At 60.5% G+C, this 23,448-nt stretch carries 28 protein-coding genes and 3 pseudogenes; 16 read left to right on the top strand and 15 right to left on the bottom strand.

The window, feature by feature from the left end; all coding sequences use genetic code 11:
• Positions 1–248 precede the first annotated feature (248 nt).
• The 3 genes and pseudogenes from NKI79_RS33200 to NKI79_RS04495 all read right to left on the bottom strand — a co-directional run.
• Positions 249–370 (bottom strand): annotated as a pseudogene (locus NKI79_RS33200) (DUF4326 domain-containing protein); the annotation flags it as partial.
• Between the two features lie 576 nt (positions 371–946).
• Entirely contained in the window at positions 947–1,663 is a 717-nt protein-coding gene (locus NKI79_RS04500) for a pentapeptide repeat-containing protein (protein ID WP_352800099.1), read from the bottom strand.
• A gap of 2,144 nt (positions 1,664–3,807) precedes the next feature.
• On the bottom strand, positions 3,808–3,969 hold the full coding sequence (locus NKI79_RS04495) for a hypothetical protein (RefSeq protein ID WP_167522729.1): 162 nt from the start codon (positions 3,967–3,969) through the stop codon (positions 3,808–3,810).
• 224 nt (positions 3,970–4,193) lie between these two features.
• Here NKI79_RS04495 and NKI79_RS04490 point away from each other — a divergent pair, with 224 nt between their 5' ends.
• Complete coding sequence (locus NKI79_RS04490) at positions 4,194–4,865, top strand: Crp/Fnr family transcriptional regulator (RefSeq protein WP_352478425.1); 672 nt, start codon at positions 4,194–4,196, stop codon at positions 4,863–4,865.
• A gap of 36 nt (positions 4,866–4,901) precedes the next feature.
• On the opposite strand, the gene NKI79_RS04485 is transcribed toward NKI79_RS04490, so the two are convergent.
• On the bottom strand, positions 4,902–5,129 hold the full coding sequence (locus NKI79_RS04485) for a hypothetical protein (RefSeq protein WP_352506240.1): 228 nt from the start codon (positions 5,127–5,129) through the stop codon (positions 4,902–4,904).
• Positions 5,130–5,210: 81 nt separating this feature from the next.
• Here NKI79_RS04485 and NKI79_RS04480 point away from each other — a divergent pair, with 81 nt between their 5' ends.
• Positions 5,211–5,483 (top strand): hypothetical protein, encoded by a 273-nt coding sequence (locus NKI79_RS04480; RefSeq protein ID WP_352478423.1) that lies wholly within the window; start codon positions 5,211–5,213, stop codon positions 5,481–5,483.
• A gap of 1 nt (position 5,484) precedes the next feature.
• On the opposite strand, the gene NKI79_RS04475 is transcribed toward NKI79_RS04480, so the two are convergent.
• From NKI79_RS04475 to NKI79_RS04460, 4 genes are all read right to left on the bottom strand, one after another.
• Complete coding sequence (locus NKI79_RS04475; protein ID WP_352478422.1) at positions 5,485–5,754, bottom strand: hypothetical protein; 270 nt, start codon at positions 5,752–5,754, stop codon at positions 5,485–5,487.
• Between the two features lie 246 nt (positions 5,755–6,000).
• Positions 6,001–6,180, bottom strand: a complete 180-nt coding sequence (locus NKI79_RS04470) for a YodC family protein (protein WP_352478420.1) — start codon at positions 6,178–6,180, stop codon at positions 6,001–6,003.
• A gap of 80 nt (positions 6,181–6,260) precedes the next feature.
• On the bottom strand, positions 6,261–6,497 hold the full coding sequence (locus tag NKI79_RS04465; RefSeq protein ID WP_352800095.1) for a DUF982 domain-containing protein: 237 nt from the start codon (positions 6,495–6,497) through the stop codon (positions 6,261–6,263).
• Between the two features lie 98 nt (positions 6,498–6,595).
• Positions 6,596–6,856 (bottom strand): hypothetical protein, encoded by a 261-nt coding sequence (locus NKI79_RS04460; RefSeq protein ID WP_352478416.1) that lies wholly within the window; start codon positions 6,854–6,856, stop codon positions 6,596–6,598.
• A 50-nt stretch (positions 6,857–6,906) separates the two neighbouring features.
• On the opposite strand from NKI79_RS04460, the gene NKI79_RS04455 reads away from it, so the two are divergent.
• Positions 6,907–7,290, top strand: a complete 384-nt coding sequence (locus NKI79_RS04455; RefSeq protein WP_352478415.1) for a DUF6894 family protein — start codon at positions 6,907–6,909, stop codon at positions 7,288–7,290.
• Between the two features lie 211 nt (positions 7,291–7,501).
• Here the strand turns inward: NKI79_RS04455 and NKI79_RS04450 are convergent, their stop codons facing one another.
• From NKI79_RS04450 to NKI79_RS04440, 3 genes are all read right to left on the bottom strand, one after another.
• Positions 7,502–7,747: a DUF982 domain-containing protein gene (locus NKI79_RS04450; protein WP_352478413.1), complete on the bottom strand. Its 246-nt coding sequence runs from the start codon at positions 7,745–7,747 to the stop codon at positions 7,502–7,504.
• An 89-nt stretch (positions 7,748–7,836) separates the two neighbouring features.
• A complete protein-coding gene (locus NKI79_RS04445) occupies positions 7,837–8,079 on the bottom strand; it encodes a DUF982 domain-containing protein (protein ID WP_352478412.1) in 243 nt (80 codons plus the stop codon).
• A 4-nt stretch (positions 8,080–8,083) separates the two neighbouring features.
• Entirely contained in the window at positions 8,084–8,260 is a 177-nt protein-coding gene (locus tag NKI79_RS04440; protein ID WP_352478410.1) for a hypothetical protein, read from the bottom strand.
• A gap of 1,618 nt (positions 8,261–9,878) precedes the next feature.
• On the opposite strand from NKI79_RS04440, the gene NKI79_RS04435 reads away from it, so the two are divergent.
• From NKI79_RS04435 to NKI79_RS04385, 11 genes and pseudogenes are all read left to right on the top strand, one after another.
• Positions 9,879–11,081, top strand: coding sequence for an ABC transporter substrate-binding protein (locus NKI79_RS04435; protein WP_352800092.1), 1,203 nt, complete (start codon positions 9,879–9,881; stop codon positions 11,079–11,081).
• A gap of 77 nt (positions 11,082–11,158) precedes the next feature.
• Positions 11,159–12,025 (top strand): branched-chain amino acid ABC transporter permease, encoded by an 867-nt coding sequence (locus tag NKI79_RS04430; RefSeq protein ID WP_352478406.1) that lies wholly within the window; start codon positions 11,159–11,161, stop codon positions 12,023–12,025.
• A gap of 5 nt (positions 12,026–12,030) precedes the next feature.
• Positions 12,031–13,005 (top strand): branched-chain amino acid ABC transporter permease, encoded by a 975-nt coding sequence (locus NKI79_RS04425; RefSeq protein ID WP_352506249.1) that lies wholly within the window; start codon positions 12,031–12,033, stop codon positions 13,003–13,005.
• 4 nt (positions 13,006–13,009) lie between these two features.
• Positions 13,010–13,789: an ABC transporter ATP-binding protein gene (locus NKI79_RS04420; RefSeq protein ID WP_352800090.1), complete on the top strand. Its 780-nt coding sequence runs from the start codon at positions 13,010–13,012 to the stop codon at positions 13,787–13,789.
• A 2-nt stretch (positions 13,790–13,791) separates the two neighbouring features.
• The gene (locus tag NKI79_RS04415) at positions 13,792–14,514 is read left to right on the top strand and encodes an ABC transporter ATP-binding protein (protein WP_352478401.1); all 723 of its coding nucleotides are present in this window, start codon (positions 13,792–13,794) and stop codon (positions 14,512–14,514) included.
• A gap of 8 nt (positions 14,515–14,522) precedes the next feature.
• Positions 14,523–15,263 carry an aspartate/glutamate racemase family protein gene (locus NKI79_RS04410; protein WP_352800087.1) on the top strand — a complete coding sequence of 247 codons (741 nt, stop codon included), beginning with the start codon at positions 14,523–14,525 and terminating at the stop codon, positions 15,261–15,263.
• Positions 15,264–15,365: 102 nt separating this feature from the next.
• On the top strand, positions 15,366–16,070 hold the full coding sequence (locus NKI79_RS04405; RefSeq protein ID WP_352478397.1) for a GntR family transcriptional regulator: 705 nt from the start codon (positions 15,366–15,368) through the stop codon (positions 16,068–16,070).
• Between the two features lie 680 nt (positions 16,071–16,750).
• Positions 16,751–17,893 carry an MFS transporter gene (locus NKI79_RS04400; protein ID WP_352647719.1) on the top strand — a complete coding sequence of 381 codons (1,143 nt, stop codon included), beginning with the start codon at positions 16,751–16,753 and terminating at the stop codon, positions 17,891–17,893.
• Between the two features lie 806 nt (positions 17,894–18,699).
• Positions 18,700–18,891: a DUF6494 family protein gene (locus NKI79_RS04395; RefSeq protein ID WP_023679340.1), complete on the top strand. Its 192-nt coding sequence runs from the start codon at positions 18,700–18,702 to the stop codon at positions 18,889–18,891.
• 178 nt (positions 18,892–19,069) lie between these two features.
• Positions 19,070–19,190 (top strand): annotated as a pseudogene (locus NKI79_RS04390) (AAA family ATPase); the annotation flags it as partial.
• Positions 19,191–19,667: 477 nt separating this feature from the next.
• Positions 19,668–19,895, top strand: coding sequence for a hypothetical protein (locus NKI79_RS04385; protein ID WP_352800085.1), 228 nt, complete (start codon positions 19,668–19,670; stop codon positions 19,893–19,895).
• A gap of 14 nt (positions 19,896–19,909) precedes the next feature.
• Here NKI79_RS04385 and NKI79_RS04380 read toward each other — a convergent pair whose 3' ends face one another.
• Positions 19,910–20,110 (bottom strand): hypothetical protein, encoded by a 201-nt coding sequence (locus NKI79_RS04380; RefSeq protein WP_352478394.1) that lies wholly within the window; start codon positions 20,108–20,110, stop codon positions 19,910–19,912.
• A 198-nt stretch (positions 20,111–20,308) separates the two neighbouring features.
• Positions 20,309–20,908: an S-adenosylmethionine:tRNA ribosyltransferase-isomerase gene (locus NKI79_RS04375; protein WP_352800083.1), complete on the bottom strand. Its 600-nt coding sequence runs from the start codon at positions 20,906–20,908 to the stop codon at positions 20,309–20,311.
• A 29-nt stretch (positions 20,909–20,937) separates the two neighbouring features.
• Here NKI79_RS04375 and NKI79_RS04370 point away from each other — a divergent pair, with 29 nt between their 5' ends.
• Positions 20,938–21,090: a hypothetical protein gene (locus tag NKI79_RS04370; protein WP_352800185.1), complete on the top strand. Its 153-nt coding sequence runs from the start codon at positions 20,938–20,940 to the stop codon at positions 21,088–21,090.
• A 27-nt stretch (positions 21,091–21,117) separates the two neighbouring features.
• Here NKI79_RS04370 and NKI79_RS33195 read toward each other — a convergent pair.
• Positions 21,118–21,333: pseudogene (locus tag NKI79_RS33195) on the bottom strand (S-adenosylmethionine:tRNA ribosyltransferase-isomerase); the annotation flags it as partial.
• 62 nt (positions 21,334–21,395) lie between these two features.
• The gene (locus NKI79_RS04360) at positions 21,396–22,118 is read right to left on the bottom strand and encodes an SDR family NAD(P)-dependent oxidoreductase (RefSeq protein ID WP_352800081.1); all 723 of its coding nucleotides are present in this window, start codon (positions 22,116–22,118) and stop codon (positions 21,396–21,398) included.
• 94 nt (positions 22,119–22,212) lie between these two features.
• Between NKI79_RS04360 and soxR the strand changes: the two genes are divergently transcribed.
• Positions 22,213–22,638 (top strand): redox-sensitive transcriptional activator SoxR, encoded by a 426-nt coding sequence (gene soxR, locus NKI79_RS04355; protein ID WP_502895522.1) that lies wholly within the window; start codon positions 22,213–22,215, stop codon positions 22,636–22,638.
• Positions 22,639–23,448 lie beyond the last annotated feature (810 nt).

The raw sequence follows: 23,448 nt of genomic DNA, 5'->3' as shown, positions 1-23,448 counted from the left end.
GTGGCGCCCTCTCGTGACCATCCAGCGACGCTTGCCGCGGGTCAAACTTAGCTATCCACATGCCATTGTGCGCCAAGGCCCGACACGGTGACTTACGGGCCCCTAGCGCGACTAATTCCGCTATGAAGGGACCCTGTCGATTTCAGTTCGTTGCTAGGTCTTTTGGTTCAATAGGTCCGCCAGCAAGTGCCTGCTTGGAACTACGGGCCAAGAGCGAGGGAGGGGGTTCGTCTCTTTACTCCAAGGCGCCAGCAGGCGAGGTTCTTGTTGCGCAGCTCGTCGGCGTTCTCGGCGACGAACTGGCATGTTCGCTCCAGCGCCTCAATATCGGGATCGGCGCCGACGGCAGAAGGCCGGCGAGCAGCGCCTGCACCTCAACGGTCAACGGTCACGATCTGCGCGAGATAGCCGTCGAGGAGCGCCGCGAGTTCCTGGGCGTCATCCCGCTGGACATCCGTATCCAGTTCAGCCAGGCGCTGCCGATAGGCTTCGATACCATGCCCTCCAGTCCGGCCTGATCGAGGAATATCACCTGCACGTGAGGCCGTTCGTGCTCGGCAGGGGCAAGCAAGGCCTCCGCTGCAACTGGTGTCGAGCACATTGATCGATGACGATACGGTTCATTTGATCTATGTGTGCCGCGAGACTGAACGATAAGGCGCTTCGGCGCCAACAGGCGAACCAACACGTACGTCCGCAATGGGCCTGATCCCGGACCTTCGCACCGAGGTCTCACATGTCCGCTCGCGTGCTGGGTACCCTAGCAGCGGACGGTCTGCTCGGCCCCATTTCTGCCGCCTCGGACCGCGTGGGTAGTGGAGAAATACGCCCGATTCCATTCATCCGCCCCCGGCTGTCGCAAAAGTTATATAGCGCAAACGATGACATAGGGGTTCTCAGTTTCATCCTGTCGGGCGCAGCATTGCCGCGGTTCGCTTGCCGACAACTATTCCTGCTGGAATTGACAGGGCCAATCTTCAGGCCTCGTCAGGCCAGAAGGCAACTCGGTCCGGGCGTCTCCGCAAGCCATGTTGAGCTGCCACTGGGACAGACCCACCGAATTGGAAAGGTCGACGCCCTCGATACGGGTCAGAAAGAAAAAGGCGCGGTCAAAGTCTATCGGCGCGGTGAACCTCGCTCCTCGGAAGTCCGCCCGTGCGAGATTGGCAAACGAGAAGCGGCTGCCGCTGATATCGGCGTCATGGAACTGCGCACGCCCCAGTTCTGCCTTTGTGAAATCAACATTGGTCAGATTGGCGTCCTGGAAATTCGAACGCTGCATTTCCGCGCTCGCAAACACAGCGCCCTGCGCGTCCATACGGCTGAAGTCGGTCCTGTAGGCCTCGATTCTGTCGAACCGGGCGCCTTTGGCGGTCGAGTCGGCCAGGGAAGCACGCACAAGAGTTGCCTTCTCAAGATTTGCGGCAACGAGATTGCTGTTCCTGAGGTCGGTCGAAGTGAAATCAACACCGAACAGGTTCGCCCCGCTCAGGTCCTGTCCTTCTAGGATGAGAAGCTTCTTGTCACACTCGTGCCAATTGACGCCAGGCGTCGCGGCTGCGTCGCAATTTTGAGCGGCAGTGGCGTTCTGCCAAGCAAACACAGTGCAAACCGCTAGAACCAAGCCGGATGCGCCGTAAGCTCTGGTTCGTCTCAAAGTCATTGTTGCTGGACCTCTGCCACTCGCCGACACTCAACCTTACCACATCTGCTGACACTCGAGCCACGGTGACCACCGCCGTCACAGTTGGCGCATTTCTGATATTCAAGCTTTGATGTTAATCAACCGATCAACCCGCGCGTAGGGCGCGATTTGCGAGCGCCTCCCCATATCATCCGCGGTCCAGCAGAGATTCATTTGTCACCGGCCAGGCGCATCATTCCGCAGGTATGTTTGACTAAGCCGAGGAGAGCGGTCGTTCAGGATGGCGCAGTCGCGTGCCAAGATTGGCCTCCGCTCTGGACGTTTGTCTTGCTAATGAGGAGCCTGCTCGGGTGCTGATCGCCACCGCCGGCGTCCGCTGCCGACAAGCGTGATTCCGCTTGGTTCCGCACCGATCGGTACTTGCCGACGGCGAGGTTGACCCGGCACGGGGTGCTCGTCGCGTATCCTGATTCCGCTGTCGGATAAACCCCACGACTTCGCTTAGCGAGGCCGAAGTTGATCTCTGCCATCTACCAGGTCGAACCATCAACCCCGCATATTTGTGTCGTAAGCTGACGTGCCGCGAATACGCCGTTTTCGGTGAGGGAGGATTCGAACTCCGCGCTTGGAAGAGCGTCCTTCTCGTCTTCACCGTGCATGCCGGTTACGTGGGCGGCCGAGTGCCCTTCCGCGCTTCGCCAAACCTGCCGTGGAAAAGGCCCTGCCGTTTTTTTCCGGCGGGGCTTTGGTCAGATCGCGACTATTAGTGATTTATGCTGAAACTGGTTGCGGAGTCCGGAGTCGGACTTATTTGCACTGATTAAGAGGCCCCGTCAGCAAACGAACTCGGTCACAGCACTGTATTGGCGGTATCCCTCTACCGACTCGAACCGCGACCGTTTCTTAGGTCGCGCCTACCGTTTTGCACGCCCTCCCCTGCCCGGCCGTGGCGGAAGGTTGAACCAGTTGGGCGACTGCTAGGTTCCAGACTGGAGGTAAGGTCGGCTCGCTGAAAGCGCGGCAGGTGGCACGCGGCACATGCGCGACAACGGCGGTGGAGGGTTTGAGAGGGCCGGAGCCCCGACCATTCGGCACAAAGATAACAAATAGCATCGGCGATCGGCTGAAGCCGCTCCTTCTCAGTCTGCTGGCGAACCGCGTAACCGGGGCAGATTTCCGGGCGAAGGGGTTTGCAGGCGAGCGCGTTCGTGATTCACCCTATGCGTGACGCTACCACCGACTGATTCGTTTGAAGGCTGTCGCTCGCGGAACTCCGCGGGTTGGTTACTGCGCTGATCGGCGAAGTGCGCGGTCCAAACATGGTTCGAAGTGGCCGATCGCAGGGCCGCGTCGCACGGTGCAGAAGGCCATGCATCGTTGATTATGCGCAAACTGCTATCGCGCGCCTAGTCGGAACTCGCGCATCGAACAGTACATCACATCGTCCGTCCCCAGCGCACCGGCGGCCTCCCCGCTCGCAATCCAAATAGACGTCTTTCAGCTGTTTGATTGGCATGTCAGCGTGAGCGAACGCGAGGTCCTGGGCGTCAGAAGCCGACAATGAAGCCGGACTGATTGCGATCAGCACGGTGCCGAGCGTCACAGGCGCGAGGGACTTAACAACTGACATGATCATTTTGAGATCCTCCCCAGCTCCCGTCGGTCAACATCCAGTCCTTGGGGTCGCAGGTGTAGTGCCGTTCGAAGGTCCCGTCCGCGCGCCGCTGCTTGTCGAAACCTCGATGTAAGGCTCGATCGCGCGCTCGTGGACCAGCCAAAGGGGATCTCGGCCGAGGCGTAGCCACTGCCGGCGGCCAACCGTTTCGGGATCGAGGCCGAAGCGATCCTGGTGCGCTCGATCGTCGTGCCGGCCGCGCCTGCCTCCGCATGACGGATGGCGCGGCTTCGCAAATCGCACATGATTTCGTCACGTGAGATGCCGATGTCGCCAAGGACGTCATCGGGTAAACGGCTCAACTGGTCCGTTGCCGACAAGAGAGCTTTTCGCTCGGCGCGGAGGCGTAACCACCTGCGAAATGGACCAATGGCGGCAGCATGAATTATAACCATGATTAGATCCTCCCTTCATTGATCTGAATTGACCGGTACGGAACGGCGCGAACGGCACTCCGGGCGAGAGCGTCAGCCGTCCGCGAGGCAAATTAGGCGTAGTGGTCGATGGATTGGTTTTGCCGCGGCGTGCCCATACGGCGGGCGGTGGCTGGCCCCGGGCCACGCATGTAATAAAGCTCCGGGCGGTAGCGCGGCGCGACGAATTTGCGAAACCCCGCAGCAAGTTTTGTGACGGGAGCCAAGAATTTCATGACTGTTCCCTTTCCCTTCGCCGGCTTGCACACGAGCCGGCGGGCCTGACGTTGCAACAAGGATATGACAGTCGAACCAGGCTCGGCTGTGGGAATTCCCACACCGGGAAAAAGATTGGCGAAATCCGCTCCCAGTTTGCATCCCGGAAAGCGGGGCCTGCGGCCATCAAATTTCCTTGGATAGGGAGTAAGGTGAAGTACACTTGATTGAACAAGAGACCGTTGTGACAGGCTCTCTGGCCTTCATCTCAAGACTTTGCGATGCCGACCTCGCCGCGCTGACCAAACGGTGGCACGAGCGCAGCTATCGACACAACGAGCTAATCATTTCCCACGGCGACACTGGTCGCGATGTCTTCTTCCTGCTGGAAGGACGTGCTCGCGTGACACTGGTTTCAGCGGACGGCAGGGAGATAGCGTATCGCGATGTCGAACCGGGTGACATTTTCGGGGAGCTCGGAGGCATTGACGGGATTGCACGCTCCGCCAGCGTAGTCGCGCTGGAGGCAACCCGCGCTGCACGGCTGTCCGGCACAGCATTCCGGGATATCGTGATGACCCACCCGACTTTTGCCTGGGTGCTGCTTGAGCATCTGTCTGCCCAGCTCCGGCGCATGACCGAGCGGGTATTCGAATACAGCACTCTGGTCGTGCGAAAACGGCTGATCGTCGAGATCCTGCATCGGGCGGAGAAAGCCGCACTCGTGGACGGCGAGGTGTCCATAAGCCCGGCACCGACGCATTCCGAGCTGGCGGCAACGATGAGCACGCACAGGGAAGCGGTCTCGCGCGAAATGAGCGACCTCGCCAAGAGAGGCCTGATCGAAAAGCGCGGCAGCAGGTTATTGCTGCATGACGTCTCGGCACTACGGGCGCTGGTCGACAAGAAGGAATAGCGAAGGCTGTCGCTGCGGCGGGGGGCACCGCACGTTTCATACTCCTCGGCCGCAAGTGAAGCGTTCCCGCATCTCCCGGTTCAAGGTGATAAAGGCGCTCCCGACATAGCGTCCTGTGCCACGCTCGGCCATTAGGGCGAAAGCCGGCTCGGCGTAGATGATCGACTGGATGTAGAACGCTTCGTGAGGGGGATAAATCCCGCCATACTGAACTGCAGTCAGCGTCTCCCGCCGTTTCCGAGTGTCTTCGTCCAAACCTTCCACGGCAATGCTCCCGATCCCGTCTTCTGGCCCCACTTAGTCCTTCCCGAGGACAAGGCGCAATCGTCGGTCGAAGTAACGCTTGTGAAAGACCTCACGGCCGCTCCGGAGCTTATAGGTCGTCCAGAAGTAAATGGCGTTTCTGTTGCTGCCGGCGAGATCAATCCCGGCCATTGCCTCCATGTTCGGCCTCGAAGCGGTTCGGCGGCATTCCTCAAGAAGTGCCTCGAATGGCACCGTCAGAAACTGCTTCAGTTCCGCTTCCGCGAACAGGTCCTCCACGGGATCGAACTTGCCGATGCCGACCCGCTCGCATTCGCCCAGCGGCCTAGCTGGCTTAATGCTGCGAAACGCTAGTTCAAAACCCCTGATTTCCCCCCTCCACCGGTCGCCGGTCCATCACCTCGCATACCCGCGCGGCGTGTTCAGGTTTGACACGGGGACCCAGGCACACGCGACGAAGCGCATCGTCGAGAAAGTGCTTAGGCCCGGCTTGGCCAGTAACGAAGCGCCATTCCTTCTCGTGAGCCCATTCACCGCGCTTGCGCGTGATGCGAGCGATCACCGCCTCTTCGAGATGCTGCGCCCCCATGTCGGCGAGCGTGAGCGATGGCAGAGCGTTGCGCACGCATAGGTCACCGGGCGCAGTTTCTCTGCATGGAAGTCACTGATCATGAGGTCAGCAGTATCGAACTCTAGGCACATGCCCGCGAAGTTGCTGCCGTGATAAGCCCACATCGGCAGATGGGTGGGCCGATCTTGCTCATGAGGTTCTGGGCTTTGGTAACGTTCTCCAAGATCAGCGCCATCAAGCAATGCTCCGTTCGTAACAATCAAAGGCAACGTGGGACCCCCTGTCAGGAAGGCGCGGCGACTACTTCGGCACGGCTTTGAGCATTTCACCTTTAATCCTGACGGTCTCAAGCTTGTACGCCCCGCCGTCGTTGTTGAACCATTGACACATAAACCCGCCGGCACTCTGCGCCTCGTTGATCGTCATGTTAGGACCGCCAGACTTTAGCTCCACCACATCGCCAACTTTGAAATCAGACATAAATTCTCTCCCAATGTTTGAGAACGACCAGTAATCAGACGTGGGACGCGGTGGCAAGCGGAATGGAGACCTAGCTAGATTTAGCGTAGCACCCCCTCCTCCTCGGCAGCTTCCTCGAAGGCTTTACGGACATCGTTGGGCGAGACCCGGCCCTCAAAGGCATCGCTGCAGGCTTGCACCGCCAGATTCCACTTCGGTCCCCTCTCGGTCCACTTCGTGAGTTCCTCGGCGGCACCCTCGACATTGTTGCAGCCGTAGGTGACCCCAGGTCGGTCGGTCTTGACGTACACCGGAGGGGAGAACCAATGGGTTGCCATGAGGGGGCCGCTCTGCGCTCATCATCGAAGGCCGTGGGCATACCGCTTCGCGAGCCAGAGGTCCGCTTTCGTTGCCAGACGGGCAGAGCGCCTAAACTTCAAATCGCACGGCCCAGAGCAGATGAAACTACAGCCGCATGTGTTGCCGGCAGTTCGAACAGCATGGGCAGGTGGCGACACTCGGCTTCGTCCACGATCAGCGCCTCAATAGTCGCAATGGAAAGATGGCTTCTGAGGCGCAGCCGGACAACCGCGGCGAGCTTGTGAACGGGCACCGGTACCGCCCCTGCGTACTGGTCTAGAAGATTGTTGATCTCGGCAACTACTTTTGGATCGACGGCGTGGGGCAATGGCAGCATGAGAGCGCTTCCTTTCGGAAGTAACTCTAAGCCGATCGGGGCGATGAGTCTTGGCGCGTACGTTTTTAACCAATGTCGCGGACATCATTGGACGTCAGGTCACGCTCGTTAGCGTTGCGCACATTAGAGCGGCAAGGGCCCGCTGCACAGCCAATCGCAACGCAAGCGTGAACCATTCTCGCGTTACTGTGTTTGTAGGGACGCCGCGCTATTTCTTCGACTTCACCGACACTGGCAAAGTCTTCCTTGACGTTGTGGGTACCGATCTCCCGGACCTCGAAGCTGCAAAGGCGGAGGCGGTAAAGGCCTTGGTCGAGATTACTAAGGATAAGCTGCCGGATGGCCCCTCTCGAGAATTTGTGATGACCGTTCGCGACGAGTCCAACGAAACGTTCTTAGAGGCTATGATCAAGTTTGAGATGCGGGCGCGCTAGTCTAGCTCTGCAAAGATGGTTTCCGATTGGTATCACTTAATAAACAGCTCTCGCTTACAAATAGACAGTTCTCGGTTGAATGAGCGTCGCGCGCGCGCAGACATCGATGACCTTCGGCTCTCCCTTGATGCAACCCGCCGCGTAATTGCGGCATCCCGTAAGCTGCTGGACCGGATGGCGAACCGGGTCGATGAACACGAGTGGAGGGTTCCTACTCTGGTGAGAGATACACCTTGGCTTCCTTGGCGGCAGCCTCAAAGGCCTTTCGTACCACCTGAGGGTCAATCGGATCGCCCTCTAGATCTGACAGGCAAAGGTTCACCGCCTTGTGCCAGCGGGGTCCACTGCGGGTCCACCTCTTGAGTTGCTCAAGGGCTGCCCTCGCATTGTTGCAGCCATGCCTGTCGCCGGTTTCAGTCTTCACGAACACCGAAGGAACGAACCAATGGGTTGCCATTGAGGGATAATTAGAGGGGGTGGGAATGTTTGGTAGAGATGTCTGGGCCGGTGATCGAATTTGGCTCGCGCGAAGAGCGACGCGGCCTGCTAATCAGGAAAAAGCCTACCCTCCTCCTTAGCGGCAGCCAGGAATGCCTTACGGGCCTCCTCAGCTTCCATCTCGTCGAATATCACGGCCATGCAAACGCTCACCGCGAGGTCCCAGCAAGGGCCACGCTTCGTCCACTTCAGCAGCTCCTCGCCGGCTGTCTCGGCGTTGTTGACGTTGCGAAGGGTCCCGGGACGCTCGGTCTTGACGGGGACCGGAGGGGAGAACCAATGGAGTGCCATACAGTCACTCTTTGTCGGCCCTATCAAGTTCCTGCAGCAAATGCTTTTGCTCAGCCGGCAGCTCCCGTTCTACAGGCAGATTTAGCAGGTTGCGAAGGTGATTGCGGATTACCTCTGAAGTGATCCACCGCCGCACAACTTCGGCAATAACCTTCTGTTTGGCTTTATCGATTTCAGCCATGTTCGGGCCTGCATGCTTAAAAGGACCGAACTGCACCGCGAGCGGATTTGTTCCTTTGAATGATGGGCGGAATGTTTGGTAGAAATTTCTCAGCAGGGGATCGGATTACTGGCTCGCGCGAGGCCCCCCTGCCCTCTCGACCCTATAGAGCGCGCCTCGATCCGCCTTTGGTCCCACAACCCCGGATCGGTCGTCCCGACGTACACCCGAGGCCGAACCAATGGGCTGCCGGGAGGACTATTCGTGGAGGTCGAACGCGACTGACAGTCCGAAGGCCGGGGCCGCAGTGACTATAAGGTAGACCAGCTCATCGTCAGCTTAGCGCGCTGTTTCCGCCCGGGTGGAGCTAGGCTGTCAGTTTAGTGAAGTCGTGGCGCCGCGCGCGAACATGTGCCAGCAAATTCGTTTCGTTTACGACCCCTGATTGAAAGAGATTCAGCGTGGTCGAGACCAGAATCTGACCGTCTATCGAAGTGCTGTACCATTTAGCGTCGGCGGTTATCTGGTCGACAACCCGCTGGCAAATCGCCCGATCTTTAGGTCTAAGGAACTGACTTTTCAGCGCTCGTAGCATCTCGATGCCTTTAAAGGGGAGTCACTTGTCTCCCACGCGACCACGCGTGGGTCTCCCGAGAATGGATACTAAACGCATCTGGACAGAAAATTGCCATTCGTTTGAGCGGTACCGATGCGGGGCGTTGGGTCGATGACGTGGTTGCGATCCCGGCCGCGGTACGGAGGCGGGTCACCGACGACCGCCTCAGGGATACACGCACTTCCTTAGGGGGCGGCCCAGCAGCTTGGGTTAGGGGGCCGCTTGGCCTGACCAGCGAGCGTTCGGGAATGCTCGACTGACTGGTTAGTACATTAGACAAATCTAATGTACTTGAACCATGCGAACGAAGTACGCGGCGGTAAGAAAGTGGCTGGCACGATTCACTTACCGCGCGCTTTTGCCTTGGGTTCTGGCGAGCTTTCTGACGGGTTTGCAGCCAATTTTGCAGATCGCCGATCTGTTACCCACAGGGACTTTTTCCTCGCCACCAAATCGTCACGATCGCCCTCAGCGGTCGCTCGGCTATGCATCGCAGCTGTGGCGTCGTCGGCTCTGTTGGTTCGATAGTCTTCTTTTTGGATAGTCATCGTTTGCTCCCAGTTTCATAGCCCCTCTTTTTGCCCTGGCGGGGAGATTAACTGCCGGTGCATTACGCGAGTCAATCGATTAAACGACCACCCCGCAGTCGCGAGGGGCGGGAAGCAAGCCGACAATTTTAACGTTGGAACGGCTTACAATGTGCCGGCAACACAGCCGCCCTTTCGTCGGTGTGCGTTGATCGCGTCCATGTTGCCCTTCAGCTCCCCGATACGAGCATGCGCTGAGGGCGGGACGAAGTCTATGTGCCTTGACGGCGGAATATAATCCTATTTTGTGGATGCCGCACCCTCGCCGACACGAAGCCGTTTCGGTCCTACGTCCTTCATCTACGACCGCATAAGATTGTCAACAATCTGTAAAAGTTTTGTTGACAGATAATTGATTTGAGCCTTGACTCACAAAAGTCCGCGTATCGGTCGAGTTCTGTCGCAACAATGCGCGGCCTCCAAAGGGGAAAGAACAATGATCAACAGACGTTCAATAATCACATTCGCCGCACTCGGCGCCGTCTCTGCGCTGGCAATCATGGCCGGCGGCACAATCACAGTGCAAGCCGCCAACAAGGAACTCAAGATCGGCTTTGTCGGCGTGACGAGTGGCGCGGCCGCTGCGTGGGGCACATCCAACGTCCGCTCGATGCAGACGCGCGCCGCCTGGATCAACGAAACCGGAGGTGTGAAGATTGGTGACGAGACCTATGACATCAAAATCGTCACCTTTGACGATCAGAAGGACCCGAAGCGGGCGATCGCCGGCATGGAGAAGATGGCCCAGGAGGGCATCCACTATGTCGTCGGTCCGAATGTCGACGACGGCGCGGCGGCGGTGCGTCCTGTGGCTGAATCCAAGGGCATCATCTATTTTCCCTACGCATTCCCGAAGGAACTCTACACCTCGCCGGCGTCCAACGCCGTGCTCGGCATGATCGCCAACTACCAGTCAGCTCCGGCGATCTACAAATATCTCATGGAAAACAGGGGCGTGAAAAAAGTTGCCTTTGTCGCCGCCAACGAATCCGATCCGCTGAGCCAGCGAGATGGCGGTGTTGCCGCGGCAAAGGCGCTCGGGCTTGAGGTTGTGGCTGCCACGGACGTCTACCAAAACGATACCCGCGACTTCACGCCGGTACTGACGCCGATCGTTTTGCAAAAACCGGACCTGCTGGTGCTTTCGGGTGTCGCGCCCGGCAATGCTCCGCTGCTGATCCGCGCCGCGCGCGAGCTCGGCTACGAAGGTCTGATCTCCACCGAAACGGCGCAGGATGCCAAGGTGCTGGAAGAGGGCGCGGGCGAGTTGGCCAACGGCTTCATCTCAGTCGGCGGCGCATCGACGCCCGAAATCGCGTCCGACATGATGAAGGAGTTCGTCGACCGCTATACGAAAATGTTCGGCGAATACAATGACGAGTCCAACACCAAGGTCTACGCGCTCGAATACATCATCGAGACGCTGAAGGCGAATCCGGCCGCGATCGACAATGTCGAGGAGTTCAAGAAGACGATCGACACTTTCTCGGCGCCCAATCCCTATCTGAAGGGCGATGCCAAGCTGACCTATGTCGGAATGACGTCGTTTGGCCAGAAGCGCCAGCTTTCGGTCCCGATGGTGGTCACGGAATACCGCGACGGCAAGTTCGAGACGCTCTTCGTCGCTCAAGTCGATTGACGCAATTGCACTGAAGCGGATTGCCGCAGAGGCTCGTGCATTCGCCTTGAGCCTCTGAATGGCCGGGAACCATCCTGATGGAACAAGTCATCGCCAACGGGCTTTATCTTGGTGCGCAATACGCCTTGATCGCGCTCGGTCTGACCCTGATCTTCGCTCTGATGAACGTGCTAAACTTTGCCCATGGGCAGATGTACGTTCTCGGTGGCTTCATCACCTACACCGTCTATGGCCAGCTCGGCATGCCTTTCGTCGTCGCGCTCGTCGCGTCCGGGATCACGCTGCTGGTCATTGGAGCGCTGGTCGAGAAATTCCTTTTCAGAACGGTGATTAGGCGAAGCGTGCGGGAGGAAAGTACGATGCTTCTCGCGGCGGCGGTCGCATTCTTCCTCGACGCCGTGATCCTCCTCCTGTTCGGCGAAAAGCAGCGCGGCGTGCCGAAGATCGTCAACGGCGTCTTCGTCTCCGACAGCCTCATAATGCCTTACGACCGGCTGCTGGTCGGCGCACTCGCCATACTGTTCATCGCCTCCTTCGTGCTTTTCATGCAGTACAGCAAGCCGGGACGCGCCATGCGGGCGCTGGCGCAGGACCGGGTCGCGGCACAGCTTATGGGCGTCGAGGTCGACCGCTATTCGATGATCGGCTTTGCGCTCGGCGCCATGCTTGCCGGCATAGTCGGCGGGCTGCTGGTCGCCATCACCGGCGTCAATTCGGGCATCGGCGGGCCGATCTCGATCAAGGCGTTCTTGATGGTGATGATCGGCGGCGCCGGCGTGGTCAGCGGAGCGATCGCCGGCGGCTTCATCCTCGGCATGATGGAATCGGTCGGCCTGACGGTGCTACGCCAATATGGCGACGTCACTTATCTCGTCATCTTCGCCGCGCTGATGGTGTTCCTGAGCATCCGCCCGAACGGGCTCATGGGCAAGCCGTGGGGGTGATCGACATGAAGCGTACACGCAACATCCTCGGCGTCGCTGTCTTCCTGCTGGTCGTACTCATCGGCGTGCCCTGGCTGATCGAGGCGACGGGTCGGCTCGACCTCTACTACACGCTGACTTCGGTCGCGCTGCTCAGCATCGCCAGCGCCGGGGTGTGGGTGACTTTCTACATCGGCCGCATCAATATCGGCCAGGGTGCCTTCGCGCTTATGGGCGGCTATGTTTCGGCCATCCTTGTCGTCCAGTATGGTGTGTCGTTCTGGCTGACACTGCCGCTGGCTGGGCTATTCTGCGCCGCTGCAAGCGTGCTGATCGGGCTGCCCATCCTCAGGCTTCGCGGCGTCTATTTCGCCATGGTCACGCTGGTTTTGACCGAAGTGGCGCGGCTGCTCGCACTGGCACTGCCGATCACCAACGGAGCCAAGGGCATGGTCAGCATTCCGCTCCCCGGCGGCATCTCGATATTCGGGCTGACCATCCTTCCGGATTTCGCGACGCTCGCCAATCCGCGTCCCGCCTTCTATCTGGTGTCGGTTGTGCTGATGGTGCTGTGCTTTGCAGCGCTCTACCGCCTAGTCCATTCGCGCATCGGCAAACTCTGCCAGTCGTTGCAGCAGAACGAGGAACTGGCCTCCTCGATCGGCGTCAATATCGCCTATCTGCGCGTCATCGCCTACGCCATCTCCTCGTTCCTCGGCGGTCTCGGCGGCGCGATGTTCGTCGCCATCTCTCAGTCGATCTATCCGTCCAGCTTCACCGTCACCGACTCGGTGAACTTCATGCTGAACTGCTTCCTCGGCGGGCTCAGCTACGTCTTCGGGCCGATGATCGGCACCTTCGTGCTCTATTTCGGCTGGGATTTCCTGTTCGAGACCGGCGAGTTCCAGTTGCTGATCTTCTCGTCGGTGCTGATCGCGCTGATGCTGTTCCTTCCCAACGGCCTGCTCAGCCTCCGGCTGTTCGGCAAGAAGCAGGGCTAGGACCATGACTGACCTTCTCCAGATCAAGGCAGTGACCAAACGCTTCGGCGGGCTGGTCGCGGTCAACAATGTTTCCTTCGCGGTCCGCGAACGCGAGATCCTTTCCGTCATCGGCCCCAACGGCGCCGGCAAATCGACGCTGTTCAAGCTGATTTCCTCTTTTCTCAATCCGACCTCGGGCGAAGTGCTGTTCCGGGGAGAGCGGATTTCAGGCCTGGCGCCGCATATCGTCGCCCGGAAGGGCGTCGTGCGCACGTTCCAGGAGACGACGATCTTCAAGGGCATGACGGTGCGCGACAATGTCATAATCGCGCATCACCTGCGTTCCAGTGCCAGCCTTGCCGGCTTCTATCTCGGCACGAATACCGCACGGCGCGACGAAGATGAATTCGGCCGCTCGGCCGACGAGATCATCGACTTCCTCGGTCTCGGCGCGCAACGGCATGAGATCGCCAGCACGCTGCCGCACGGCCATCTGCGCGCGCTCGGGATTGCCATCGGGCTCGCCACGAATCCGACCGTGCTTCTACTCGACGAGCCCTTCGCCGGCATGAACCATGACGAAACCGTGCGCACGGTGGAGATGGTGCGCGGCGTGCGGAAGCGCGGCGTGACTGTCCTGCTGGTCGAGCACGATATGCCCGCCGTCATGAACATTTCCGACCGAATCGTCGTCCTGAACTTCGGTGTGAAAATCGCCGAGGGAACGCCGAAGGAAATCCAGGAGAACGAAAAGGTCATCGAGGCCTACCTCGGCGCCGAAGATGAGACGATCGGATTTTAGCCATGAGCGAACTGCTGAAAGTCTCCGACGTCGAACTCTACTACGACCATGTCTATGCACTGAAGGGTGTATCGCTCAACGTCAACGAGGGCGAGACCGTCGCGCTAATCGGCGCGAACGGCGCGGGCAAATCTTCGATCCTGCGCGCCATCACCGGCCTGAAGAAGGTCCGCAGCGGCGAGATTCATTTCCAGGGCCACCGCATCGACGGAACGCGCCCTGACGAGCTGGTCAGGATGGGCATCGCCATGGTGCCGGAGGGTCGGCGCGTCTTTTCCTACATGACGGTGCGCGACAATCTGATGATGGGCGCCTTCACCCGCATCGACAAGGCCGAAATCGCAAGGACGCTGGACATGGTGCTCGGGCGCTTCCCGCGCCTGAAGGAACGCTATTCCCAGACGGCGGGTACGATGAGCGGCGGCGAACAGCAGATGCTGGTGATCGGGCGGGCGCTGATGGCCAAACCGAAGCTTCTGCTGCTCGATGAACCCTCGCTCGGCGTCGCGCCGAAGCTCGTTCAGGACATCGCCCGCTCCATCGTGGCGATCAATCGCGACGAAAAGGTCAGTGTTCTCTTGGTCGAGCAGAATTCGCGCATGGCGCTGCGCATCTCGCAGCGCGCCTACGCACTGACGACCGGAAAGATCGCGCTGGCCGGACATTCGGCTGAGCTGCTTGGCGACGACCGGGTCAAGAAACTCTATCTCGGCGGCGAAATATGAAAGCGCAAATGGACGTACTCGTCGTCAATCCGAACACCACCGCGTCCATGACCGAAAAGATCGGCGAGGCGGCGCGCCGCGCGGCTTCGGCCGGCACCAGGATCATCGCCGTCAATCCGAAGGACGGGCCGCCGAGCGTCGAAGGCTATTTCGACGAGGTCTTCGCCATCCCGGGAATGATCGGCGAGATCCAGAGACATCCGGCGGCGAGCGCCTGCGTCATCGCCTGCTTCGACGACACCGGCCTCGACGCAGTACGCTGCGTCCGCGAGATGCCGGTGGTCGGCATCGGCGAAGCGGCGTTTCACATGGCGAGCCTGATTGCCGGCAAATTCAGCGTGGTGACGACGCTGTCGCGTTCGGTGCCGGCGATCGAGCACAATCTGGTTCGCTACGGCCTCGCCAGCCGCTGCGCCAGGGTGCGGGCAAGCGACGTTCCCGTTCTGGAGCTCGAAGTGCCCGGCTCCAACGCCCGCCATCGAATTTCGGAGGAGATCGAGCGCGCCATCCGCGACGACCGGGCCGAAGCGATTGTGCTGGGATGCGCCGGCATGGCCGACCTCGCCGCCGCGCTCAGCCGCGAACATAGCCTTCCCGTGCTCGACGGCGTCGCCTGCGCAGTAAAACTCTGCGAGAGCCTCGTCGGCCTTGGCCTGTCGACCTCAAAGCGCGGCGGCTACCAGGTTCCACTCGAAAAATCCTTCGCCGGAATCTTTGCGCCCTTTTCGCCCTCCGGCCGTGTATCCTGATGCGTGCAAAATTGTTGACATTCCCACACAGGATGTTCGATGTGCGGCCGGAAACGCGGTGTTCGTGCCGCTATGCGATCCGGCCGCCGGGACAATGAGACGATGGACCTGCTTGGGCCAAAGCCACGGGATGGCGACAAGCCGACGATGCGCTGGTTTCCGGTCTATGCCGGCCTGCGCGACGCCATCGTCAGCCACCGCCTCGCACCGGGCACAAAACTACCCGAGGACGAACTCGCCTCGATCTATTCGGTGAGCCGCGCGGTGATACGCGCGGCGCTGCAGGCGCTGTCGCATGACCGCTTGGCTCGGCTCGAGCCGAACCGCGGCGCGTTCGTCGCCCAGCCGACCAAGCAGGAAGCGCGCGAGGTGTTCGAGGCGCGGGCGCTGATCGAGCCCAAGGTCGCGGCGCTTGCCGCCGAAGTGGCAAAGCCGGCCGAGATCGCGCAACTGCGGCTTCATCTCGAAAAAGAGCACGAGGCCCTGCATGCCGGCCGCGACAGCGACGCCATCATGCTGTCGGCAAAATTCCATGTCGGCATCGCCGAAATCGCCGGCCATTCTATCCTGACCGGTTTCGTCAAAGACCTGCTGTCGCGGTCGTCGCTGATCATCGCGCTCTACTGGCGCCGCCGCGACACCACCTGCGAAAGCCACGCCCATCACGCCCTCGTCGATGCCATCGAAAAGCACGACGCACAAAACGCGTCCGACCTGATGCGAAGCCATCTCGTCGAACTTCTGTCCGGCCTTGATCTCTCGCTTGGCGAGAAGAAGCCCGAGAGCCTGTCGGACATCTTGCGCTGATCTGCGTTGTCAAACTCTTCGCCAAGCTTCGCATTGCAGATGTCGTCGCGATGCTGGACGAATATCGGATCACCCGCAACCGACACCGGCCAACGAAGCTCGCGCGCAAGTGGCCGCTCTCAAAGCTAGTAAAGCCGAAGTGCCATACTTGATCGCCCCCGATCGGGCGCTCACGGCGAAGCCAGGATGCACGTCACCCCGCAATCCTGACTTGGCGCCTACCCCTGAAACGTCCCAATGCGACATTTCTACTTGCCAGCAACGCGACATTCGAACTTGGTTGCAACATGATCTCAGGTTGATTGGCGATCCTGCCCCCGGTCCACCCGGTTCCGAAACGGCACTATGCGCCATCTTGGGACGTTCAATGCGGCGGGGAACTTCGCGATCCGACCCTTCTTCCCGACCTTGACAGCCAAGTGCAATATGCACCAGTTGCGTCTTCGGTCGTTGCAAGCCGTTGACACGATATGATTCAGCATTGTTGGGCGGTAGCCCGAGGATTGAATCCGATATTCGCCTCGCTGGAATGTCTAATGCGACTCCGTCATGATCCTTCCGGCCCTGTCGAGCGACGCTGCCAAAGCCGGTGACGCCAATGCAGGTGATGAGGTCAGGCTAGATCAGTGCAGCAGATCCGCCCGGCGACTTTTCTTTTTGCGGCCCGAGCCCTGCGGGACATGGGCGACGGCTTCGTGGCCGTTCTGTTGCCGGTCTATCTCCTCGCATTAGGCTTCGCGACTCTGCAGGTCGGCATCATTGCAACCGCATCGCTGCTCGGTTCAGCGCTCTTGACCATCGCCGTCGGACTCCTTGGTGCCCGACACGATCACCGCCAACTCCTGCTTGCCGCCGCCAGTCTGATGGTCGCCACGGGTGTGGCCTTTGCTGTCGTCCACGACTACGCGCTGCTTTTGGTGATCGCCTTCGCAGGCACCATCAACCCGTCGGCCGGCAGCGTCAGCGTATTCGTGCCCTTAGAGCATGCCGTGCTAACACGCGAAGTCACCGACGCCGCGCGGACCAAGATGTTCGCGCGCTACAGCCTTGTGGGTGCGCTCGCAGCCGCGGTTGGCGCGCTCGCTTCGGCGACACCTGATCTTCTGGCTCCAGCCGGCCTCGATCAACTCACCGGCATCAAGGCGATGTTCGTGCTCTATGCGTTGCTGGGCCTGCTCGGCGGTCTCCTTTACGCGCAGATCCCGCAGCGCCGTCCAACGTCGGACTCCGGCAGCACGTCCGCGCTTGGCCCCTCGCGGAATATCGTTTTCAGGCTTGCGGCCCTTTTTAGCCTTGATGCCTTTGCAGGCGGCTTCCTCGTCCAGTCGTTGCTTGCCCTGTGGCTTTTCGAAAAATTCGACCTGTCGCTTTCGGAAGCGGGCTTTTTCTTCTTCTGGTCCGGCGTCCTTTCGGCGTTCTCATTCCCCGTTGCCGCCTGGCTGTCGCGGCACATCGGACTCATCAACACGATGGTGTTCACACACATTCCGTCCAGCATCGCCCTGATGCTGGCGGCGCTTGCGCCGACGCTCCCTCTGGCGCTCGCCCTGCTGCTGATCCGTGCCGCGCTTTCGCAGATGGACGTCCCGACGCGCTCATCTTACGTCATGGCGGTCGTCACGGAGGCGGAGCGGGCAGCAGCCGCGAGCTTCACATCGGTACCTCGCAGTTTGGCTGCCGCAGCCAGTCCCGCCCTGGCGGGCGCTCTGTTCGCTGCCTCGTTCCGGGCATGGCCCCTCCTGATCTGCGGCACACTCAAAATCATTTATGATCTGCTGCTGCTGATGCAGTTCCAGAACGTCAAGCCGCCAGAGGAACGCTGATATTTGGGTTGCTTGACCCACCGGGAGGGATCAATCGGGAAGGCAAATGTTGGAAAGGTGATCGATCACTTCGGCTCTGACTCCGGACTTGTCGAATGCCTAATGTGACCCGACATCCTCGACGCGAGGCCTGCAGACCATCACCCGCCAGCGCAGCAGACAACGAAAGTCTCCGCTGGGCTCTGCCGATCAGGCAGGCCGTGCTTTGTAAAAGCGGCACCAACCATCGGGGCTGATTTCACCTGCGACAATCTCGGATGCATTCGGCTTCAGGAAATGGGAGCACCCGGCCCAGCGGCGACGTTTGTTTGGAACATCCTAATAAAGCGCCACAGGCTTTGGGGTTGTTTCGGCGCCGCGCCGCAGGCTGACCTGTCATGCAGGAAGCAAGCCCACCTGCACCTGCAATCGCCCGCGCCGGTCATCGACACCTTAAGAAGTTTCCGGCGAGACAGCGCTTGGCCTGTTGTGCCGACCCGCAATTACCTCACCACGATCTTCTTTAATGATCTTTCCTCCCAATCGAACCCAAAGAAGCGCCGAGTGCTGATCAGATCGATTGAGGTACTCGATCAGATCACTCTTTTCCTGATCGGTCAGAGCAAGGCCGAGATAGCCGTCATAGTGCTCCTTCTGCGCAAGACGTCGATCGGTTCCACTCCTCCTGCCAGGGGCCGATCAAGTTTAAGGACCCGACGTCTCCACCCGGCTCCAGGTCTATTTCTATAAACCCGTGCGTCACCGTCCTGCTTCCTTGATCCCTTGCCTTCCCTTACAATCCCTTCCGGATACAGAGGAGTTCCGCCATGAGCGAAGACGCCGTCAACATGTCGATCCGCAAGTTCCTGAAGGAAGTCGGCGTCACCTCTCAGCGCAAGATCGAGGAGACGGTGCGCGAAGGGCAAATCGGCGGCAAGAAGCTGAAGGTCCGCATGACGCTGACGGCGGAAGGCACCGGCCTTAACCACGTGGTGGACGGCGAGATCGAACTTCCATAAGCCGGGCGAAGCGACCTAGCGAGACGGCCGAGGCGGCCGAAAGCGTCGAGACGGATCAGCGGTTGGAATGGCGTCTGGCCGGGTGGATGTAGTACCGCTCACCCCACGCTCTTGCGACTCTAACGGAACGCGAAACACCGATCCTTTCCAGTCGTTGGTTCAACGAATCTATGGAGGCGCCCGACGAGGATATGCGGTTGTCGAGGAACCGGGCCGACGTGTCGTCGCGGAGGAACTTGATCGGAACGGCGATGTGCTACCCCTGGGTTGACGCGGCGGCGTTCGCCCGCCGCGCCGTTACGTGAAGCGGCCGGGCGACCGTCTCCAACGCCGGTTGCCCGTTTGAAACTCGAGCGCGGCCGCAGCATCGATTTGATCTGTCGCCGGCCCGCAGCGTCTCCAGCGCCTCCAATTTGCCGTGCAACCATTTCCAAGGCTGGCAGGCTAATTTCGATGGGGCGCACCTCGTCCACTCTGGCGCCCGATCCCATATCGCGTTGCCCAACGACGAATGGTCCTGTCATCGCGGCCAGCATAGTCGGCGGCTGATTTGATATCCCGCACTTCATCGGGCCGCATCAGGATGGATCGAGGGGGGCGCCTTGTTTCTGGCGCTGTTTTGACAGGGAGCGCGTTGGTCATTCGGCCCATCGCGCCTGTCGCGGCTGCAAAGACGGCCGGACCATATTGGCAGCGCTCATCACTGATAGAGGAACGGCGGCACCCCGCTCGCCCGATATCAGGGAACGATATCGCCCCCCATGTATTAGAAACTGATGGACACTATGGAACCCCACGGCCACGGGATAGCGGCCGATATTTTGACATCGGAAGTTGCCATTGCCAGGCAGCGCATCCATCGGACCGAGCTCGCGCTTCAACGCACTGAAGAAATGCTGGCCAAGAATCTCGCGCTGCGCAGCAGGATACAAGCTGCGGTCGAGGCCGCAGACCGCTTGGTGAAGATCGATCCCCCCAGCTTTGAACGGCGTCGCCCAGGTTGAACTGGGCCGGCGCTTCATTCGTCGCGCCCCACCGGCCACCGGCGCCACCACTCAAGCACCGCGGCAACCATGTCCACAGACGGCGAGCGCGGTTCATCGTGGGCGGACTGGTGCTCGGCCAGGAACCGATCGTCGTCCATGCGGCCGATGGCTTCAGCGACGTGGGCCAGCGATTGGTCGATCCAGGCCGCGGCGGAGCGATCGGTCGACGTCATGCCGACGGCTCGGTGTCGGGGATGCTCGGGGCGGCAGTGGGTAGTGGTACACTCGCCGGAAAGGTCGGCAATTGGCGCGTTGTGCCGGTTCGGAACCGGGTGGACCTGGGGAGAATCGTCAATCAACCTTGGGTCTGTTCCACTTCTCCGAAGCTGACGTTCGCGGTGCGGCCCGGAATGCCACCGAACCTGCCGACATCATAGCCACGCCTCGAGTAGAGGCTTCGTCTCGAGCACCTCGGCACGGTTCCGTTCGCGCGATAGAAGCAGCGGTTGGCGATTGAGCAGCATGGAATCGCCGAATTCATGCGCGCGGTATCGATACGCGGTGAAGGCTGCGGAGGCCTTAGCGAGCAGAGCATCATCGGCAAAGGCGCGCAGGAGCTCGAAATGGCTTTCGCCGGGCTGGTGGACGCCTGTGAGAATCGCATCGACCACGCGAAGCCGCGTGCCCCGCGCGATGCGCCCTGTCGCAATGCCATTTCCGGCACGCACATTGCCGCCGGGATTGGCGGCTGCTTCAAGTGCGCGCACTACGCTTGTGCCGATCGCAATGATGCGGCTGCCGCGCAGCTTCGCCCGCGCGACCTGCGCCGCGGTGCGCCCAGGGATGCGGTATGGCTCGTCGAAGGGAAGGCGCGAGTCGAGCGCGGGATCGCCGGTGGAAGACACGCCCGCAGCATGCGTGAGTGTTGCAAAGCCAACGTCGTGCCGACGCCAGGCTTGGAGCGTGCGCCAGTCGAGCGCGAAGCCTGCCGACGGCGCCTCGAACGCGACCGGCCCGGCGGCAATCTCCAAACATCCCACAGTGCCAACGGCTGGGGAACATGCGCGTATTGGATCGGCCGGCCGTGCTGCGCCAGTCCTGCAAGCACCGCTGCGCGGTTGCCTGGGAAGTGCAACTCGAGAAGGCGTGGATGGTCGAGAAGGCGCTCGACGACGGCGTCAAGCGAGCCGAGCCGGAGGCGATCGCCTGGTGACAGCGGAGGTGGAGGCAGCCGGTCTTCCGTGCGCGTGCGGTGATCGCCCGAGCCGAAGGCAATCGCCACGAAACGGGTTGGATCGGGAAGTGACAGCCAGCCCGCCAGGCGGATCTCGATCGCCTCACCGCTTGGGACATGCGTGCCGTGCAAGCTGGCAGGCAAGGTCGCGGCGTCATTGGCGACGACCTGATCGCCGGGACCGAATAGCGTCGCGATTCCAGCGCGCGGCAGGTCGCGCATCGTGCCGTCCGCCTCGACGACCAACAGCCTGGCTGCGCGCCGATCGGAACGATCGGCGGCAATCATGCGCATGCCCCGGCGTGAAGCGTAGCGCGGACCTGTAACGCGTCGATCATCTTTTCGATGATCTCGGCAGCAGCCAGTTCGGGGCGTTTCAATGTAGACGGATCGGCGTCAGGAAGCGCTAGCGCGTGCAGCGGGGTGTCCATGTCGCCAGGGTCGGGTGCGAGGAGCCGTATGCCGTCGGCTTTCGCCTCGTCCTCCCAAATCGCCGTCAGATGGGCAAGAGCGGCCTTGCTCGCCCCATACGCGCCCCAGCCGGGATAGGCGTTCACCGCCGCGTCGCTGGAGATGTTGATCACCATCGCGCCACGGCCCTCGCGTGCGGACGCGGCAAGCGCACCGAACAGGGCCTTCGTCAGCCGGAACGCGCCGACCAGGTTGACCGCGAGCGCCACTTCCAGCTCCTCGCACTCAGTATCGGCGAGGAGCGCCAGAGGGACAGGGCCGAGGCTCGAGGCATTGTTGATCAGGACGTCGAGCCCGCCGAGGCTGGCAGTGACCTGTAGTGCGATCGAGTAGGTGTCCTCCTTCTTGCCGACGTCGCCGACAATGCCGTGCGCGCCCGTCTCGTCGGCGATGCGTTCGACATTCGCGGCGGTGCGAGCGACGAAGGCCACGCACGCACCCTGCGCGGTCAGCTGCCGCACAAGCGCCATTCCGAGCCCGGAGGTGCCGCCCGTGACCGCCACGCGAAGTCCTTGAAGATCAATATTCGACTGCATTGCCGGTGCTCCTTCAAGCTTTATGGCCCTTGCTACAAGTTCAAGTTAACTTGAAGTCAAGCGGGAATCGTGCTTTCGTTCATGCATGGATTCCATGCTGACCATCACCGACGTGTCGCGGCGCAGCGGCGTCGCCTCATCGGCCCTGCGCTTCTACGAGGAGCGCGGGCTGATCGCGTCCGAGCGGGCCGGCTCGGGACACAGACGCTATCCGCGATCCGTGCTGCGCCGGATCGCCTTCATCGTCTTCGCGCAGCGAATTGGGCTGACGCTGGAGGAGATCGGCGCCGAGCTCGCCAAGTTGCCAGCCGATCGCGTGCCGTCGCGTCGGGATTGGTCGCGGTTGTCGGGCCAGTGGACTAAGCGCATCGACCAGCGCATCGCGGAGTTGCAGCGCCTGAGGTCCGGGCTTACCGAGTGCATCGGTTGCGGCTGTCTGTCGATGGACCGGTGTAGCCTTGCGAACCCTGCCGATATGGCAGGACGCAAGGGGCCGGGGCCGAGGTATTGGCTGGGGTGAGTTGGCAGCGTGCCTGTCACTATTGCAGGACTCGGCAGCGCAAGACTTCGCCAAGTGCGAGACGCTGCGGCCCGGTAAGGTTCAGCGGCGGTATTGTTCGTCGCTGACTTTCTCCATCCGCTCGACGGCCTTGCCATCAAGTGCTTGCGTCGTCCTGCCAGATGGTCGTTCCTTCTAAAAACGCGGCTGCATTTCAGCAGGCCAAGCGAAATAAGGAAATACGTCGAACTGCTCCGGGTGCGGCAGTCATCAACCTCTTCAGTCCCGCCCGAAACGTTTGAGTATTGGAGCCGTTGCGCGTTGGCACAGGCTGATCGGATTGATCCGGCGGTTGGGGAACCTTTCTTGCGGCAACGAAGGACGAAGATGGTGTTTAGGCCATCGGTAATGGTAGCCCGTTCAAAATTTCGCCAATCGTTGGTTGATCGCCCGAACGGTACTGCATTCGGTACCGCATGACCCAAGGCTTTACGTTAAGTATCCGAATTTGTCAGCTTTTTCGGCGCAGTTCGTCCCATCCATCATCGTCGAGTTCGTGGTTGCTCGATCTCGATTTGCTGTCAGGCCGCTTGCCAACGATAGCAAAAAAGCGCCCCCTCAATAGTGGGTGTCGCGATGTAGCGGTCTCCCGCTACCAAGAATTTCTCAAGTAAACTTGACAATCGGCTAGCCCTTAAAGCTGGCCGATTGTGTTTCACGCCATGTTGCAAGCAGCCACCGGTGATTTGCAAGGATTTCCTGCGACACTCGGCAAATCCACGCGACACGCGCGCGACATGGATTGACCTCTTCAGGCACCGGCTTCGAACC

Source organism: Mesorhizobium sp. M0340, from assembly GCF_040321535.1.
Lineage (GTDB): Bacteria > Pseudomonadota > Alphaproteobacteria > Rhizobiales > Rhizobiaceae > Mesorhizobium.
This window is presented reverse-complemented; position numbering and strand designations above follow the sequence as displayed.

What these genes read in the sequence shown, in the direction of transcription:
- NKI79_RS04415 (WP_352478401.1), top strand. Translation starts at nt 13,792, where the DNA reads ATGAGCGAACTGCTGAAAGTCTCCGACGTCGAACTCTACTACGACCAT.
- NKI79_RS04360 (WP_352800081.1), bottom strand. Translation starts at nt 22,118, where the DNA reads ATGCAGTCGAATATTGATCTTCAAGGACTTCGCGTGGCGGTCACGGGC.
- NKI79_RS04430 (WP_352478406.1), top strand. Translation starts at nt 11,159, where the DNA reads ATGGAACAAGTCATCGCCAACGGGCTTTATCTTGGTGCGCAATACGCC.
- NKI79_RS04445 (WP_352478412.1), bottom strand. Translation starts at nt 8,079, where the DNA reads ATGGCACTCCATTGGTTCTCCCCTCCGGTCCCCGTCAAGACCGAGCGT.
- NKI79_RS04395 (WP_023679340.1), top strand. Translation starts at nt 18,700, where the DNA reads ATGAGCGAAGACGCCGTCAACATGTCGATCCGCAAGTTCCTGAAGGAA.
- NKI79_RS04400 (WP_352647719.1), top strand. Translation starts at nt 16,751, where the DNA reads ATGGGCGACGGCTTCGTGGCCGTTCTGTTGCCGGTCTATCTCCTCGCA.
- NKI79_RS04370 (WP_352800185.1), top strand. Translation starts at nt 20,938, where the DNA reads ATGCGCGTATTGGATCGGCCGGCCGTGCTGCGCCAGTCCTGCAAGCAC.
- NKI79_RS04410 (WP_352800087.1), top strand. Translation starts at nt 14,523, where the DNA reads ATGGACGTACTCGTCGTCAATCCGAACACCACCGCGTCCATGACCGAA.
- NKI79_RS04470 (WP_352478420.1), bottom strand. Translation starts at nt 6,180, where the DNA reads ATGTCTGATTTCAAAGTTGGCGATGTGGTGGAGCTAAAGTCTGGCGGT.
- NKI79_RS04380 (WP_352478394.1), bottom strand. Translation starts at nt 20,110, where the DNA reads ATGACGTCGACCGATCGCTCCGCCGCGGCCTGGATCGACCAATCGCTG.
- NKI79_RS04495 (WP_167522729.1), bottom strand. Translation starts at nt 3,969, where the DNA reads ATGAAATTCTTGGCTCCCGTCACAAAACTTGCTGCGGGGTTTCGCAAA.
- NKI79_RS04465 (WP_352800095.1), bottom strand. Translation starts at nt 6,497, where the DNA reads ATGGCAACCCATTGGTTCTCCCCTCCGGTGTACGTCAAGACCGACCGA.
- NKI79_RS04425 (WP_352506249.1), top strand. Translation starts at nt 12,031, where the DNA reads ATGAAGCGTACACGCAACATCCTCGGCGTCGCTGTCTTCCTGCTGGTC.
- NKI79_RS04385 (WP_352800085.1), top strand. Translation starts at nt 19,668, where the DNA reads ATGGACACTATGGAACCCCACGGCCACGGGATAGCGGCCGATATTTTG.
- NKI79_RS04450 (WP_352478413.1), bottom strand. Translation starts at nt 7,747, where the DNA reads ATGGCAACCCATTGGTTCGTTCCTTCGGTGTTCGTGAAGACTGAAACC.
- NKI79_RS04500 (WP_352800099.1), bottom strand. Translation starts at nt 1,663, where the DNA reads ATGACTTTGAGACGAACCAGAGCTTACGGCGCATCCGGCTTGGTTCTA.
- NKI79_RS04420 (WP_352800090.1), top strand. Translation starts at nt 13,010, where the DNA reads ATGACTGACCTTCTCCAGATCAAGGCAGTGACCAAACGCTTCGGCGGG.
- NKI79_RS04435 (WP_352800092.1), top strand. Translation starts at nt 9,879, where the DNA reads ATGATCAACAGACGTTCAATAATCACATTCGCCGCACTCGGCGCCGTC.
- NKI79_RS04460 (WP_352478416.1), bottom strand. Translation starts at nt 6,856, where the DNA reads ATGCTGCCATTGCCCCACGCCGTCGATCCAAAAGTAGTTGCCGAGATC.
- NKI79_RS04405 (WP_352478397.1), top strand. Translation starts at nt 15,366, where the DNA reads ATGGACCTGCTTGGGCCAAAGCCACGGGATGGCGACAAGCCGACGATG.
- soxR (WP_502895522.1), top strand. Translation starts at nt 22,213, where the DNA reads ATGCTGACCATCACCGACGTGTCGCGGCGCAGCGGCGTCGCCTCATCG.
- NKI79_RS04440 (WP_352478410.1), bottom strand. Translation starts at nt 8,260, where the DNA reads ATGGCTGAAATCGATAAAGCCAAACAGAAGGTTATTGCCGAAGTTGTG.